The sequence below is a fragment of the Alcaligenes sp. EGD-AK7 genome, from assembly GCF_000465875.3.
Classification (GTDB): domain Bacteria; phylum Pseudomonadota; class Gammaproteobacteria; order Burkholderiales; family Burkholderiaceae_B; genus Alcaligenes; species Alcaligenes phenolicus.
Window position 1 is genome coordinate 55,147 of record NZ_AVOG02000034.1, and the last position, 15,717, is coordinate 70,863.

General features: G+C 56.4%; 14 protein-coding genes. 6 read left to right on the forward strand and 8 right to left on the reverse strand.

What is annotated here, in order from left to right:
* Nucleotide 1: 1 nt before the first annotated feature.
* The gene (gene rmuC / locus N879_RS13270; protein WP_021447102.1) at nt 2-1,369 is read right to left on the reverse strand and encodes a DNA recombination protein RmuC; all 1,368 of its coding nucleotides are present in this window, start codon (nt 1,367-1,369) and stop codon (nt 2-4) included.
* 278 nt (nt 1,370-1,647) lie between these two features.
* Here rmuC and N879_RS13275 point away from each other — a divergent pair, with 278 nt between their 5' ends.
* Nucleotides 1,648-2,658, forward strand: a complete 1,011-nt coding sequence (locus N879_RS13275; protein WP_021447103.1) for an acyltransferase — start codon at nt 1,648-1,650, stop codon at nt 2,656-2,658.
* A 197-nt stretch (nt 2,659-2,855) separates the two neighbouring features.
* Here the strand turns inward: N879_RS13275 and N879_RS13280 are convergent, their stop codons facing one another.
* Together N879_RS13280 and N879_RS13285 are read right to left on the reverse strand one after the other, a co-directional pair.
* Nucleotides 2,856-4,103 (reverse strand): D-amino acid dehydrogenase, encoded by a 1,248-nt coding sequence (locus N879_RS13280; protein WP_009460169.1) that lies wholly within the window; start codon nt 4,101-4,103, stop codon nt 2,856-2,858.
* 106 nt (nt 4,104-4,209) lie between these two features.
* A complete protein-coding gene (locus N879_RS13285; RefSeq protein WP_009460171.1) occupies nt 4,210-5,094 on the reverse strand; it encodes a LysR family transcriptional regulator in 885 nt (294 codons plus the stop codon).
* Between the two features lie 147 nt (nt 5,095-5,241).
* On the opposite strand from N879_RS13285, the gene N879_RS13290 reads away from it, so the two are divergent.
* On the forward strand, nt 5,242-5,910 hold the full coding sequence (locus N879_RS13290; RefSeq protein WP_009460173.1) for a GntR family transcriptional regulator: 669 nt from the start codon (nt 5,242-5,244) through the stop codon (nt 5,908-5,910).
* 234 nt (nt 5,911-6,144) lie between these two features.
* Here the strand turns inward: N879_RS13290 and N879_RS13295 are convergent, their stop codons facing one another.
* A complete protein-coding gene (locus N879_RS13295; protein ID WP_031232798.1) occupies nt 6,145-7,101 on the reverse strand; it encodes a Bug family tripartite tricarboxylate transporter substrate binding protein in 957 nt (318 codons plus the stop codon).
* A 356-nt stretch (nt 7,102-7,457) separates the two neighbouring features.
* Here N879_RS13295 and N879_RS13300 point away from each other — a divergent pair, with 356 nt between their 5' ends.
* The 3 genes from N879_RS13300 to N879_RS20450 are packed head-to-tail and all read left to right on the forward strand — an operon-like array spanning nt 7,458 to nt 10,558.
* Nucleotides 7,458-9,074: an ATP-dependent acyl-CoA ligase gene (locus N879_RS13300; RefSeq protein WP_021447105.1), complete on the forward strand. Its 1,617-nt coding sequence runs from the start codon at nt 7,458-7,460 to the stop codon at nt 9,072-9,074.
* Between the two features lie 21 nt (nt 9,075-9,095).
* Entirely contained in the window at nt 9,096-10,256 is a 1,161-nt protein-coding gene (locus N879_RS13305) for a thiolase family protein (RefSeq protein WP_021447106.1), read from the forward strand.
* Nucleotides 10,256-10,558, forward strand: a complete 303-nt coding sequence (locus tag N879_RS20450; protein WP_128831671.1) for a rubredoxin — start codon at nt 10,256-10,258, stop codon at nt 10,556-10,558. The genes N879_RS13305 and N879_RS20450 overlap by 1 nt, the downstream gene beginning before the upstream one ends.
* A gap of 892 nt (nt 10,559-11,450) precedes the next feature.
* Here the strand turns inward: N879_RS20450 and N879_RS13315 are convergent.
* The 3 genes from N879_RS13315 to dctP all read right to left on the reverse strand — a co-directional run bounded on the left by N879_RS13315 (nt 11,451) and on the right by dctP (nt 14,407).
* Complete coding sequence (locus tag N879_RS13315) at nt 11,451-12,773, reverse strand: TRAP transporter large permease (protein ID WP_009460177.1); 1,323 nt, start codon at nt 12,771-12,773, stop codon at nt 11,451-11,453.
* 2 nt (nt 12,774-12,775) lie between these two features.
* The gene (locus N879_RS13320) at nt 12,776-13,300 is read right to left on the reverse strand and encodes a TRAP transporter small permease (RefSeq protein ID WP_009460178.1); all 525 of its coding nucleotides are present in this window, start codon (nt 13,298-13,300) and stop codon (nt 12,776-12,778) included.
* Between the two features lie 132 nt (nt 13,301-13,432).
* On the reverse strand, nt 13,433-14,407 hold the full coding sequence (gene dctP / locus N879_RS13325; RefSeq protein ID WP_009460179.1) for a TRAP transporter substrate-binding protein DctP: 975 nt from the start codon (nt 14,405-14,407) through the stop codon (nt 13,433-13,435).
* Nucleotides 14,408-14,613: 206 nt separating this feature from the next.
* Between dctP and N879_RS13330 the strand changes: the two genes are divergently transcribed.
* On the forward strand, nt 14,614-15,294 hold the full coding sequence (locus tag N879_RS13330; protein ID WP_009460180.1) for an HAD family hydrolase: 681 nt from the start codon (nt 14,614-14,616) through the stop codon (nt 15,292-15,294).
* A gap of 77 nt (nt 15,295-15,371) precedes the next feature.
* Here N879_RS13330 and N879_RS13335 read toward each other — a convergent pair whose 3' ends face one another.
* Complete coding sequence (locus tag N879_RS13335; protein WP_009460191.1) at nt 15,372-15,713, reverse strand: hypothetical protein; 342 nt, start codon at nt 15,711-15,713, stop codon at nt 15,372-15,374.
* Nucleotides 15,714-15,717: the final 4 nt, after the last annotated feature.

Below are 15,717 nucleotides of genomic sequence, written 5' to 3' on the forward strand. Positions count from 1 at the left end.
ATCAGGCATCAGCTTCCTTGTTTTGGCCAGGCACCTCATCCTCCGGCAAGACCCAATCCAGACGCTCGTGCTCTATATCCGTATGCAAGGGCTCAATGCCAGGTTGAGTGCGTTTAGCCCTGGCCGAGAGCTCGGCAAAGCGGCTGACTTTGCCGTACAAGCCTTGCTGGCCGGCCAGTGCAGTCACCGTGCTGTTGTAGTGTTTGCCCGCCTGCCCCAAGGTTTCGCCCAGCTTTTTCAGGCGCTCGGCCAGGATGGATACCTGGTTGTAGATATCACCTGCGCGCTGACTTAATTCATGGGCTTGCTCGTTGCTGCGCACCATCATCCAGATATTGGCTACGGTACGCAAAATAGGCAGCAAGGTTGTGTGCGAGACCATCAGGACGTTCTTGCCCAGGCCGTAGTCAAACAGGCCATGATGCTGCTGCAAAGCCTGCATATAGGCCGCTTCAATGGGCACGTACATGAACACGAAGCCGGGGCTGTTCAAGCCTGCCAAGGCGCTGTAATCCTTGGAGGCCAGATCATCAATATGATTGCGTAGCGCTTGCACATGCGCTTGCAGGCTTTGTTGACGTTCCTCGTCAGTCTCAGCGCGAATAGCGCGGTCGTAATCCACCAGGGATACTTTGCAATCGAGCACCAGATGCTTGTCCTGAGGCAGGTGCACCACGAAGTCAGGGTATCGCAAGCGGCCTTGCTCGTCGCGGGCCTGCCATTGTGTGTCAAAGTGGACACCTCGTACCAAACCGGCCACTTCCAGCGTTTTTTCCAGCTGAGTTTCACCCCAGTTGCCAGTAGTCTTTTTGTCGCCCTTCAGCGCCACCGCCAGGGAGTGAGCCTCGGCACTCATGCGCAGACCCATTTCCTGCATGCGCTGCAGCTCCAGACTCAAGGCAGTCTGGCCTTTGACGGATTCATCGTGCACTTGATTCACACGCAGCTGGAATCCTGCCAATTGCTCCCGGAATGGTCGCAGCATTTCATCCAAAGTGCGCTGACTATCCTGACGCAGGGTCTGTCCTTTAGCCTCCAGAATCTGCTGGGCCAAAGACTCGAACTGCAAACGCATCTGCTCGCGGCTATGCTCCAGGTCCTCTTGTATGGCCTGATTGCGCATCTCCTGAGCCTGCAACTGGGCATCGCGGCGTATCAGCTCTTTGTCCAGCTCCACTGCCCTATCCTGCGCATCCTGAGTCTGCTCCTGTGCATGGGCCAAGTCTTGTTCCAGACGTGCGCAGCGATCCGCCAAGGCCTGCTCGACAGGCGCACTCATGCGCGCCCTCAGCCACAGCCCGATCAGCAAACCCAGCGCCAAGGTGACCAGGGCAATCAGCACATCCAAGCCCCTCAAATCCAGCTCCATCCACCGTACTCCTGCCCAGCACCGCCCGCTCAGGAATGCCCTGGCGGGTCTGTCTGGCTAAGCCTGCTATTTAACCGTATAACGCTGGTAATTTATACACCCTTTTACAGTCTCTCTCGAAAGGGAGCGGGATGATTTCATCCAATCCGCATTCACATACCACCTTCAGCCATACAGTCACATCCAGATAAAACTGGACGCTAAATCCCGTATTTGGGGGACAAATCAGAAACGTCTGCTCGTTAGGATGGGGAGGTCTCTGATTTTTCTGTCTTGTCATGAACTGGATCAGCAATGCACGGATCGTGGCGATTTTCTCTGTCGTCTGCCTGCATATCGCCGCCTATGCCGTCCTGAACGCCGAGTTGGGCACCGCCAACTGGTGGAGTGGCAACCTTTACGATGCCGCCACCCGCTGGTGTGTGCCGGTATTCGTCATGGTCAGCGGCGCACTCTTGCTCGAGCCTCGTCCCCAGGAAGGCATGAAGCTGTTCTATCGGAAGCGAGCATCGCGAGTCTTGCTTCCGCTGCTGTTCTGGACCGCTTTCTACTTGGGCTGGACGGCCTTCAAGCAGCATTGGTGGACGCCGGACGCGGACCCCTATCCCTATCTGGAGCGGCTGCTACAGGGTCGGCCTTATTTCCATCTCTGGTTTCTGTACATGATTGTGTTCCTGTACCTGTTCACGCCCTTTTTGCGTCGCATGGTTCAGAACACCAACTTGAAGCAGCTGGCTGCGCTGACCGGAGCGGCCTTTGTGCTGTCCGCCCTTAGCACCCTCAGCAATCCGGACTTGAACACCCACTCTGCGCCCTTCTTTACCTGGTTCCTGTCCTATCTGCCCTATTTCCTGCTCGGTTACCTGCTGCGCAAAGTGCCGGCGAATGTGCCCCGCTGGCTGACTATCACGGTGCTGCTGGGCAGTATCATGGCAACGGCCTGGGGCTTTTATGCACTGGCTATCACGCACGATAGACAAACGGGTGCGTACTTTTATGATTACCTGAGCATCACCGTCATCCCCATGTCCATCGCACTGATTCTGCTGCTGCGTGACTGGGATCAGCCCTTGATCAACTCGCGTATCAGTGCCCATCTGGCGGAGCTGACCTTGGGGGTGTATTTGATCCACCCCTGGCTGATCGACCTGATGTACCGCTACCTGTTCACGGCACTGGATTTCAATGCGCTGTGGTCGATTCCGGTGCTGGCGGTAGCTATTTATGGGCTATCCCTGTTGCTGACGGCGGGCTTCAAAGCGACGCCGGTTTTGCGGGCAACCGTCTAAAAACAAATACGTCAAAAAAATGGGCAAGCTTCCAAGGGAAAACTTGCCCATCTCCATCTACTGGTGCGCAATCATCGCTACTGATTACTAACGGCCAATTACCCAGCGCCAAACGTTCAATACCACGCCCTGCTACCGTAAACCCACGACCGGCCACGGACAATTGATTGCCACGTACCCATCATCCGCTTCAAGATCTAAGGACGAAATGGAGCATCATCAATAGGCGAAGCCTCGCCTGTCAAGTGAGCCGCCAGAATCGCCGCGCTGCCGCAAGCCAAGGTGAAGCCCAATGCGCCGTGGCCTGCATTCACCCACAAGCGACCGGCCAGCTTGCTGGCCCCCACAACGGGCTTGCCCGAAGGCGTAGCAGGACGCAAACCGGCCCAGGTCTGCGCCTGCTCCAGCGGCAGGCCAGGGAACAGATCCTTCACCTGTTGCTTCAAAGTTGCCATACGGGCAGCGGGAATATCCAGGCCATCAAAACCAATGTCTACCATCGCGGCCATACGCAGCACTTCACCCAAACGGGCATACACAATGCGCTGTTCGTAGTCGGTCACACTGATAGCCGGCACGGCCTGATTCAAGCCTTCCAAGGGGAGACTCAAACTATAGCCCTTCAGCGGGTAGATCAGAGGACGGCCACCCAGCTGACGCAGTAAAGGCACCGTACCCATCCCGCTGGCAACAACAAACTGATCCGCCTGAATCTCGCCTTCAGCGGTTTGCACCGCACGAATATCGCGCCCTTCCATCACGAAGCGCTGCACCGGCGTGTTCAGCTTCAACTGGTAGTCGCTGTCGTTTTGCATGCGCTCGTGCAAGGCCACGGAAAACAGATAAGCGTCGCCCGCTTCTTCGCTAGGCGTGTAAATCGCACCCTGCAAGCGCAAGCCCAACGCCTGCAAAGAAGGTTCCAGCTCCAGCACTTGGGCCGCTTCCAGCACTTGTTGTGACGATCCCATATCCGCCTGCAATTGCGCCTGTTCACGCGCATGCTGGAACGGGCCAGGGCTGCGGAACACAATCAATTTGCCATTGTTTTGATGGGCAAACTCCAGATTGAAGCGCTCTTGCCAGTCGTGCAGGATATCGCGGCTCAGATAGGACAAGGTCAACATCTGCGCGGTGGTACGGCGCACCACATCGCCTCGGCAAGCTTTCAGAAAATGCAGCAGCCAACGCCACTGCTGCGGGCTCAACGCAGGCTTGAAGCGCAGGGGCGAGTCTTTATTCAATAACCAGCGTGGCAAATCCTTGAACACACCGGGATCGGCCAGGGGGGCCACATAGCTGTAGCTCAGTTGTCCGCCGTTGGCAAAGCTGGTCTGTCCGGCTACTTGCGAACCGGCTTCCAGTACCGTGACCTTCACCCCTTTCTGGCGCAACATGAACGCAGTGCTCATCCCAATGACACCGGCGCCGATAATACATACATGCATGGAAATACCCCCAATAACTGGCCTCTATTGTCTTGGGGGTCGCTGCAGAGCGCCAATGAATAGTTGGCGCACTCCATAACCCTGGGTTATGGAATCAGCGTTCTACTCAATCCGGAAAACGGCATTCCAGCAGAGCCTGCCGGATGTGGTCCAACACACGTTCACGCGAGCCAGAACCGGCATCGTCGTGAGCCGTCAAAATGCTGACTGGAATTAGCAAAGGCTCGGGCAGGCGGTGTATGGCAAGGCCTCGGCCTTGCATGGCTCGGGCCGTAACCAGATCCACCAGGGCCTCGCCCACCTGTTGTAAAACCAGGCCACAAGCCACGTAATGGGTCTGCACACGCATGAAGGGGGCAACATCGGGGACATAGCTTTGCAGCAGATCTTCCACCATCGCGCCAACGGGATCGTCAGCGTCCAAAACGATGAAAGCACGCTCGGCCATCTCCTCCCAATGGCGTAAGGGTGCAACGCCCGGCAAGGTAACGTGCACCAGTTCGGTATGGGCCAGCACCTGCTGTTGCACACCGGAAGACTCGCCCTGATCAAAGCTCATCACCATATCCAGGTCGCGCGTCTCCAGAGCTTGCAAGAGCTCCCCGCTGTGGTGTGTGCGCAGCTCGAAACTCATGGCCGGGTGAGCCCGACGACAACGGCTCAAGGCCACCGGCAATAGCTCCAAACCAAAAGCCGGGCTGCTGCCAATACGCCACAAGCCTTCATGGTGGGAGCGCAGATTACGCGCCAAGCGGCTGACGTCATCCAGATTCTGATGCAGACGCGCAACGTAGGGAGCCAGAATGCTGGCCTCACGCGTAGGGATCAGGCGACCGCGCACACGGTCGAACAATCGAAAGCCCAGCTGCATTTCTGCAGTCGCCAACATTTTGCTGGCCGCAGGCTGAGAGATATGCAACAGTTGCGCGGCCTGCGTCAACGAGCCGCCACGGCAAATCGCATCAAAAATTTCTACATGCCGCCACCGCATCGACTGGCCCTCCTGCTGCGTGCTGGTCTGAAAACAACTTATTATCCTGCAACTTGGCCTGACATAAAACGCGTCAGTCCCCGGTGCTTACTTGGTATCCTATAGCCCTTTGAGTCTTTTGCCGTGCGCCAGGCGCCGGGCGAGCTTATGGCTGCCAATCCTTATAAAAAACGCGAACCCAATATCCGTGAACAAGTCTACGGCATGCTGCGCCAGGACATTGCCTTGGGCAAAATCGGTTTTGATGTGCGGCTGGTGGATAACGAAATTGCCGCCAGCTTGAATGTCTCGCGCATGCCGGTGCGCGAAGCCTTGCTGCAACTGAAAAACGAAGGGGTGCTGGAAGGAACATCGCGCGGTTTTGTATTGCGGGTCTACACCGCCCAGGATATTGAAGATATTTTCTCGGTGCGCCTCTTGCTGGAACCGCCTGCCGCCAAGCTGGCTTGCGTCAATCAAAGCAGAGTGGGCATGCAGGCCATGGAACAGGCCTTGAGCCGTATTGAAGCTACCCATCAGCAAGGCGATCCCATCGACAATATTCAGGCCAACTGGGCGTTCCGCAGCGCCTGGATCAGCATGGTGCCCAACAAGCAGTTGGTCGATACGATGGCGCGTCTGCATGACCAGGCCGATCAGGCCCGGATTGCCTGCTTGCAAGACCCTCAATTCCGTCTGGAAACCATGCAGCGGGCCAAGGGGATTTGTCAGGCTTTCAGCGAGCGTCAGGAAGAGCAGGCGGCCCATCTGATCATGGAAAATCTGGTCATCTGCTGCTCGGCTTACTGCCTCAAGCAGGCGGAGCTGCTGGCTTAATGATTCAGCATAAGCAGGAAGCTGCAAGGCAGGCGGTGATTGCCGCCGTCGATGCTTCCTGCTCAATCACCGGCAATATAAAGCCCCGGCTATAACCCATATACAAGGTTTAGCCCATCAGCCCAAGCAATTGCCTTGTGTGCTGAAGACAGCGTCCCCTCTTGGTTCCGGAACAGCCCACGCACAACAAAAAAAGGCGCCGTAGCGCCTTTTTTCTTCAAGCCATCACGTCTTTTAGTCCAGCGTGATTTCCAGGGCCTTGATGGTTGGTCCCATGGCCTGAGCATCGTGCTCGATCAGATCAGCAAACTCTTTGGGAGTGGAAGGCTCGATCTGAATGCCGAAGTCCACGAATTTCTTGACCACTGCATCCTCTTTCAGGACAGCCGTCAGTTGCTCGGTCAGGCGGGCTACGTCCTCGTCAGGCGTACCGGCTTTGGCCGAAATCCCCCACCAGATGGTAAATGCCACATTGGGGATACCGGCTTCGGCAATCGTAGGCACGTCTGGACGCAAAGGGCTGCGCTCGGTTGTCGCCGCGGCAATCGCGCGCAGGCGCCCATCTTCCAGGAAGCCACGGCTGCCCGTCAGCACGTCAAAGATAAAGTCGATCTGGCCGCTGACGGCATCAATCAAAGCGGGGCCTGCGCCCTTGTAAGGCACGTGCACCAGACGAGCGCCGGTTTCTTTGCGCAGCATCTCGCCCAAAAGATGAGTGCCCGTACCCATACCAGGCGAACCGTATGTCAGCTCCTGCTTCTGCCCTGCAGCCACCAGATCCTGAACCGTCTTGAAGGGGCTGTCTTTATTGACCAGCAGGAACACCGGCGCCTTGGCAGCCAGCGTCATGGGGATCAGGTCGGTAGCCACGTCGTAATTCAGACGTTGGTACAGGTGGCGGTTCAAGGAGTAAGCACCGCTATCGGCCAGGAACAACACCGTACCCAAGGAGCTGGGGTTGGCGTTTTTCACCACGTTCATGGCAACCTGGGCACCCGCACCCGGGCGGTTTTCCACAATGACTTTCTGATCAAAGCGTGTGCCCATTTCCTGAGAAATCACCCGCGCCAACTGGTCAGCCGCACCGCCCGGTGGGTAAGGCACAACCAGCGTCACATTCTTGTTTTGAGCATGGACCTGTGCACCCAACATCAGCGCACAACACGTTGCTAATTTAAGCCATACCTTCATTGTTCTATCCCCGTTGCCCCTGTGGGCTTATTCAAAGTCATTGTGAAGCACATTGGCTCAAACACGTGAGCCTGGCCTGTTTGTTGCTGATCAACTGTCGTCCATAAACCTGATCAACCGTCTTGCTGGCTATCCTGCTCCGGCCTGCAAAACGCCCCCTTTTCTGTCCTTGCTCCGCCCCTGGTTTGCGCGAAATACCACTGCCTGGTGAGCTCTGCTACTTCGGGTTTTTCCGGTGAAGGACAGGAATTTCAAAATAATATATTGCAGTATACTGTTTGCAGGATATTAGTAATTTCACCCATGCATATCGGCTTGCCGCCTTAATCGCGCGTTGGCCGGGAGACAGATAGATCATGCACGCCCATTCCATTCCTGCTTCTGAATTGCCGCTGTTTTCAATACCTGCCACGCAACGCACGGTACCCGCCCTGTTGCGCCTGCGCGCAGAGCGCATGGGTGATGCTCCGCTGTTTTCAGACCGCAACACTCACTACACCGGCCAGCAAACCTTGCACAGGGCCGCTGCCAGTGCCAGCCGATTGAGCCGTGCCGGTATCAAACGTGGCGACCGTGTTGCCTTGCTGTGCACCAACCGCCACGAATTCCTGGATATGGTTCTGGGTTGCGGCTGGCTGGGCGCGATTGTGGTGCCTATCAATACGGCCTCGCGCGGGGCGCAGTTGCAGCACATCTTGTGCAATAGCCAAGCCAGTTTGCTGGTAGTGGAAACGGATCTGACGCCGCTGCTGGCCGATGTGGACCTTGGCGCTACCGCCGTCCAGCAAGCCTGGTTGATTCAAGGCCAGGAAGCGGCACAAACACTGGCGGTGAGCACCTGCGATCTGCCTGCTTTGGGCGATTACTGCGAGCCTGCCGATATAGGCCCCGGCGATACGCTGGCCATTCTGTACACCTCCGGCACCTCGGGCCCTTCCAAAGGCGTTCAGTGCCCGCACGCCCAGTTCTACTGGTGGGGCATTTACACTGCCAGCAAGCTGGGCATGAAGCCCGATGATGTGCTGTACACCTGCCTGCCCATGTTCCACACCAATGCCTTGAACACGTTTTTCCAGGCTCTGGTCAGCGACGCCTGCATGGTGGTGGACAAGCGTTTCTCGGCCAGCCGTTTCTTTGACAATCTGTATGAAACCGGCGCCACGATTACCTATCTGCTAGGCGCAATGGTGCCTATCTTGCTGTCCAAACCTGAGACGGCGGCAGAGAAGCTGCACAAGACGCGCATAGCATTAGGCCCGGGTGTTCCCGAGCAGTTTCATAGCCAGTTTCTGGAGCGCTGCCGCATGCATCTGCTGGATGGCTTTGGTTCTACCGAGACTAACTATGTCATGGGCCGTGGCATTCAGGAACAGCGCAATGGCTATATGGGCCGTGTGTCGGAAGGTTTTGAGGCTCTGGTCGTGGATGAGCACGACAATCCCTTGCCAGACGGTGAAGTGGGCGAGCTGTTATTGCGCGCCGATGAACCCTACGCCTTCGCGCTGGGATACTACGGTCAACCGGACAAGACAGTCGAAACCTGGAAAAACCTGTGGTTCCACACGGGTGACCGCGTCGTGCGCGATGCGGATGGTTACTACCGCTTTGTGGACCGCCTGAAGGACATGATTCGCCGTCGTGGTGAGAACATTTCCTCCTACGAAGTCGAGCAGGCTTTGGCCAGCCATCCTGCGGTCCATACGGTTGCTGTCTATGCCGCCAAGTCCGAGCTGGCCGAAGATGAGGTCATGGCCATGATTGTGTTGCGTCCGGATTGCACGGTCAGCTGCGAGGAGCTGCTGCAGCATTGCGAGCGCCGTCTGCCCTACTTTGCGGTGCCGCGCTTTATTGAGTTTGCCCAGGTCTTGCCCACCACGGAAAATGGCAAGATTCAGAAGTTTGCCCTGCGTGATCGCGGCATTGGTCCCGACACCTGGGATAGAGAAAAAGCAGGCTATCAGGTTCGCCGCTGATGGCTGCCACAGGAATTCAATATGACGCCTAATTTCAATCTGGACACGGTGCGCCTGCTGGGCGCAACCGAGGTCACCTACACCCGGCGTGGTCAACTTGGCACCTCCGAGCTGCTGGCCCAGGCTTTCAAGCAGTCTCTTGCCGCAGCAGGTCTGAAGGCCAGCGACATTGATGGCTTGGGGGTAGCCTCCTTCACCCACGCACCGGATCGGGCTATTGATCTGGCCTGGAAGCTGGGCTTGAAGGTAGGCTGGATCATGGATGACAGCAATGGCGGCGCCAGTGGTCTGAATATTCTGCAACACGCTATTCGTGCGGTTCAGGCAGGTGATGCCCGCTGTATTGCGATTCTGGCCGGGGATCATTTTCAGGCCAAGGACTTCCAGCAACTGGTCGAGAACTACAACCAGACAACTTACGATCATTTGCGCCCTTTAGGGGCGGGCAGTCCGAATCATCGCTTTGCCATGCTGACGGCGAATCAAATGCGCAAGCTGGGTTTGGAGCGAGAGGACTACGCAGCTCTGGTGATGCGCCAGCGGCTATGGGCCAGCATGAATCCGGGTGCTGCGTATCGCAGTCCCATGAGTCTGAATGATTATTTGAATGCGCCTCAAGTGGCGGATCCTTTGACGCGGTTGGATTGTGTGCCGGTGGTGGATGGAGCCAATGCCTTGATAGTGACGCGCGCGGATCATCCGGCGGCGCAGAATCAGCCGGCGATTACGGTAAAGGCTTTACGCAGTTTTCATAATATTGATGATCAGCAAGGCGATGGCTTGAGCACGGGTTTGGCGGCTTTGGCTCCGGCTTTGTGGGCGGATTCGGGGCTGAGTCCGGCTGATATGAATGTCCTCAGTATTTATGATGACTACCCCGTCATGGTTCTGGCGCAATTGCAGGATTTGGGCTTCTTTCGGGCTGATAACGCCAAGCAGTTTATTCACGAGTCGATTGCAACGGGACGTGTGCCTTTGAATACCTCTGGCGGGCAATTGTCGGCTGGGCAGGCCGGGGCTGCTTGCAGTCTGCATGGACTGGTGGAGGTGATGCGTCAGTTGAGCGGTCAGGCGGGGGAGCGTCAGGTGGCGCAGGCTCGTTACGGTTTGGTCACGGGATACGGCATGGTGGAGTATCGCTATGGCATGTGTTCGACCGCGCTTGTTTTGGAGGCCTTGTGATGAGCCCTTCTGTATTTCGTTGTGTGCAGTGTGATCATCGGGTGTTTCCGGCGCGGTTCTTGTGTCCGAGGTGTCATGGGGATGAGTTTCTGGCTGAGGGGTGTGCGTCTGGTGTGGTCACAGAATTGACGCGTAGCGCCATCTCTGGCGAGGAGATTGGGGTGTATATGCTGGCTACGGTTGCCAGCGATGCGGGGCCGGTGTTGATTGCTCGTGTGCTGGATAAGGCTGTCCAGCGGGGGGATAAGGTCGCTTTGGCTTTGCGGGATGGCGGGATCTATGCTGATCCTGTGCGAGAGTAAAGGCAGTTTCTCAACTGCTTTCTTTGGAATGGCTCGATTGGATGGGGTTGGGTTTAGATGCCCAGCGTGTAGAGATCGGGATGACGCAAGGCTTGGAGTCAGCAACTGTTCGACGCGATGAAGAAGGTGGCTATAAGACGCTGATTAAGGGGCTGTCCCGGTGTTGGGGCTGGCAACTGCCGGCGCTATGCGCCGGTGCCCTGGTCAGATAATCGCTACGGGCGCACCTTGAACTCGTCCGGTGGTTTGTCCCCCGGACAAACCACAAACGTCGGACTCAAACAGCAAGGTGCTTGCACCCCTGCGCAATTATCTGCCGGCGGCAAGTCACCTGATCCGCCCCAACACCGGGACAGCCCCTCAATCAGCTCACAGCATCTTTTATCGGACGATTGCTGATCGGGATTTGAATGCTCCGACTTAGTGTTCTTAACGGGATCGCTGATCGTAGTAAAGGTTGATCGTGGAGCTGCTGGATGAAAGGAATTGCTTGGAAAGATGGGAGTAAACAGTCACTGTCCTAAGCCCGTACTTGCCAATGTCTGAGTGCGCTTTACTACACAGGTTAAAAACGTAGCGGCTTATGCGCTTAAGCCTTAAAAACTGACTTGAACGCTGTCGATACACACACTGCCTGCGTCCTGCTCGGCTCCAGAATCGACCTCAGCAACAGGCAGAAAAATCATTTAAGTTTTTATGCGCCGCTTCCACATCAATCACTTTGCTGCACATAAATAGGCGGCAAAAAATGGTCAGCACTATCGAGCATAAAAAAACCTCAGTTTGGCATCTGCCGAACTGAGGTTTTTTAGTTTGGAAAGCTTTTCCAGACTCCAGCTTTCTTCGCGGGACAACATCCTTATTGTCCCGCTTTCAGACTGCCTGCTCTGTCTTAGCCGATCAGTCCTGGCAAGCCCACGGCAATCCAGGGAACGAACAAGACCAGGGCCAGGATGCCGACTTCTATGACCAGGAAGGGCACAGCGGCGCTGTAGATGTGGGGCAAGCGGATAGATGGCGGGGCCACGCTTTGCATCACGATCAGCAGCAGGCCGAACGGTGGGGTCAGCAGGCCAATTTCCAGTGCGATCAGGATCATGACACCCAGCCAGACGGTATCCACACCTGCGGCCAGAGCCAAAGGCATGAAGAAGGGCAAAGCGATCATCATCATGGAGATTTGGTCCAGCACCATGCCCATGACCAGCAGCACCAGGAGCATGCAGATAACCAGCACGAAGGGCGACAGGTCGTAGTCTTTGATCATGCCCAGGAAGCCTGCGCTAGCTCCAGAAAAGCTCAGCAGCTGGGCGAAGGTGGTGGAGGCGGCCAGGATGAACAGGATCACAACCGACACTTTGGCAGTTTCGATCAGGCTCTTCCACAGTGCTTTCAGGGTCAGGGCACGGTAGGCGATGGTGGCGATCACCGAAGCCACGACGCCGATCGCGGCCGATTCAGTGGGCGATGCCCAACCGGCCAGCATCGAGCCAACCACCGCAATAAAGATACCCAGCAATGGCACGACGTTGAACACGAAGGGTTTCCACAAGGCCCAGCCTTTCAGGCGAGTGGCTGGATCTTCGTCGCTCATGGGCGCGTCTTGCGGACGCAGGCGGCTGCGCACGACCACGTAGGCCAGGAAGCCTGCTGCCATCAACATGCCGGGCAGGATGCCGCCAATCAGTAGTCGTTCAATGGAGATGCCCGCCAGGCTACCTAGCATGACGGCCAGAGCCGAAGGTGGGATCAGCATGGCGATACCGCCTACCGCCATGATGGGTCCCATGGCCATGGTGGGGTGATAACCGCGACGCAGCATTTCTGGCAGCATCACGCCGCCCATCATGGCGGTGTTGGCAATGGACGAACCCGACAATGTAGCGAAGGTCGTACCGCCCAAAATACTGACGATGGACAGTTTGCCCGGCACGCGCGAGATCATGCGTTCGATGGAGTCGATGGCTTTAAAGGCCAATCCGGTGTGGAACAACACCTCGCCCATCAGGACGAATAATGGGATGGGCGTTAAGGAAAAGCTGCCAATAGAGGCGGTGGTGTTACGCGCCCATTGGGCCAAACCAGCCGCTTCACCCAGAAACAGCCACGCGCCCAGCAAGTTCACGGACAGGAAGGCAAAGACCACCGGTGTGCCGATGGCCATCAAGAGAAAAAGTGATCCCAGCAGCAGGATCAAGGCCATGTGCCATTCCATGCTCAGACTCCTTGCTCAACAGGACGGGAAATCAGGCGGCGCAGGAATTCCAGCGCCAGCATGGATGCCCCAAACAGCAAAGGCAGATTCAGCCACCACTCCGGGAACACCAGGGCTTTAAATACCATGGCTCCTTGCTCGTGAGCATCCAGAGCGACGACGGCACATTGCCAGGCCAACACACCACAAACCACCAGACCCAGCAGGTTGGAGATCAGGTCCAGCAAGCGCTGGACAAACGTGGGCAGATTGTTGAACAGCACGTCGATACGGATATGGCCGCCCAGGTACAGCACCCACGGCGCTGCCACGAAGGTGGCAATGATCAGCATGTATTCGGTTACTTCCACGCTGGTGGACAGCGCGTCGTAACCCAGGTTGCGCAGCACCACGTCGGCACAAACCAGCAGGCTCATCAGCCCGAAAGTCAGCGCCGCAACGGCTCCGCAAGCGTTCATTAACAGAGCGTAAGGACGCCCCCAGGTCGTGTTGGAAGGCTGGCCTTCCGGGGCAGTTGCAGCAGACATCGCGTCTTCTCCGCAGATCAAAGTCACTGAAAGAGCGGGCATCTTGCCGCCCGTATGGCACCATCAAAAAGTGGACACTGTCCCCAAGGGCGCAATGTCCACTGTCAAAAACTACGTAATCAGCAATCTTGTTTAAGGCTGATAACCACCAAACAGTTCGCGCAGTTGCGCGGCGTATTTGGGGCTGGATTTATCGATACCGGCCCAGCCTGCTTCGTAAGCCTTGGTACGCAAGGCACGAGCTACGTCAGGTTCCAGAACCAAGGCTTGCACACCGGCTTGTTCGGTAGCCGCTTTTTCATCAATTGCCATCTGGTGTTCTGTCACGTTCTGCGACTCCATCCACTCGATTTGCTTGCGCATGAAGGCTTTCTGGTCTTCGTCCAGTTTTTCCCAACTCTTCTGGTTCATGAAGAAACCCACTTCCACGTTGTAGAAGCCTGGCTCGACACGGTATTTGGTCTTTTCATGCCAGCCCATTTCCATCACGCCTACGGAAGGCCAGCCATAGCCGTCCACCACGCCGCGCTCCAGCGCGGTGTAGACCTCGCCCGGTGGAATCTGCAGCGGCGTTGCGCCAATTTCGCGGAAGAAGGACAGGTACACAGGCACGCCACGCAGCTTGAAGCCCGACAGGTCTGCCGAGGTCACAGGCTTGTTGGTATAGATGTGGTATTGCAAACCATCTGTCGTACGAGCCAGCCAGGTGATGTTGGCTTTCTCGCGGTGAATCTTGTCCATCAGCTCGTAGCCGCCGTTCTGACGCAGCTCGCTCATGGGTTTTTCTGTCAGCGTCAAAGCCAATGCTTCAGGCACCAGATTGGCGTGGAATACGGCTGTGGTATTGGCAAAATCAATCACGCCGGAACGTAGCGCGTTACCTACCTCGAAAGGAGGAATGGCCTCTGGACCACCAATCACGTTGATCTGCACCAGGCCCTTGCCTTCTGCGTTGACCTTGTCCACAAACTGTTTGAAGCGCTTGGTAAAGAAGGTGTCCATCGTAAAGACAGATACCGCTTTCAGCGTTACTTCCGCTGCCTGCGCGCCAGCCATTCCCAAAGCCAGCAAGGCCGCTGCCACCACCCGAGTTGTTTTATTCACCATGACGGAACTTCCGCAGAAAGGTTTGTTATGAAATTTTAGTTTAGATATAAATATATCAATAATCAATTATTTATAAGTCGGGGTTTTCACTAAGCACGCTACGGACCCATAAGGTCTGGCGCCGATATTGCACCTGAATTCTGTATGCGGACGGCCTGCTGTATCATCACAGACTTCTAGTTTTATTGGCTTAAAAGGTATTACCCATGACATTTTCCGCTGTGCTGTTTGATTGTGACGGTGTGCTGGTAGACAGCGAACCAATCACGGTTCGTGTACTGCGGGATATGTTGCAAGAAGAAGGCTGGGTGATGACTTATGAGCAGTGCTATGACTGGTTCATTGGCAAGGCGCTACCCGACGAGCTGCCCACCGTGCGCAAGATGACAGGTAAAGATCTGGATATGGAATGGGTGATGGCCTTTCGCATGCGCCGCAACCACGCACTGACCAATGAAGTCATGGCCATTCCCGGTATTCAGGACACGCTGGATGCGATCTTGCGCGACAAGCCCGGCATGATTGCCTGCGCGTCCGGCGCTGACCGCGCCAAGCTGGTGTTGCAACTGGGCCAGACTGGTCTGCTGGATTACTTCGGCACCCATATCTATAGCGGCGCTGAAACGCCACGCAACAAGCCATACCCGGATGTCTATCTGGCCGCCGCTCAAGGGCTGGGCGTTGACCCGCAACAATGCCTGGTCGTGGAAGACAGCGTGACTGGCGCAAGTGCAGGCCTGGCCGCAGGCGCCACGGTGCTGGGCTACTGCCCGGTTCCTGATAAGGAGGAGGATTTGCGCCGCCTGGGTGTGCGTGACACCTTCCGCCGCATGGACGAGCTACCCGCTTTGATCGCCAAGTTGGAGCAGGAACGGGTACAAGGCTGATTCATAGCCAGGCAATAGAAAGCCCCCTCAGGCGGCAGCAAACCGAAAAGCGTAGAGCGGGGCCTTTTTTCTGTTGCTTAGTCTTCCAGATGGAAGGTGTGCAAGATTCTATGCAGCACAGGGGCAATAATCAGACCAAAAGTCGCGGCCAGTACCAGACTGATATACGCGCCATAAATGGCAAAGAACACCTTGCCAGCCCATGTTTCAGGCAAGGCCATCGGCCCCAGCCCACCGACCATCATGGCCGCATTCAAGGCGGCATCGTGCCAGTGCACATTCTCTTCAAACCACATATGGCCCAATGCCCCCAGCATCAGAGAAAAGGCCACGAAAACAATGCCGATAAGGGCATGCGCCAACAGGCGCTTGGCAAATTGCCACCCCGTAATCAGGGGCTCATCACGTGACTCGTACATGTCA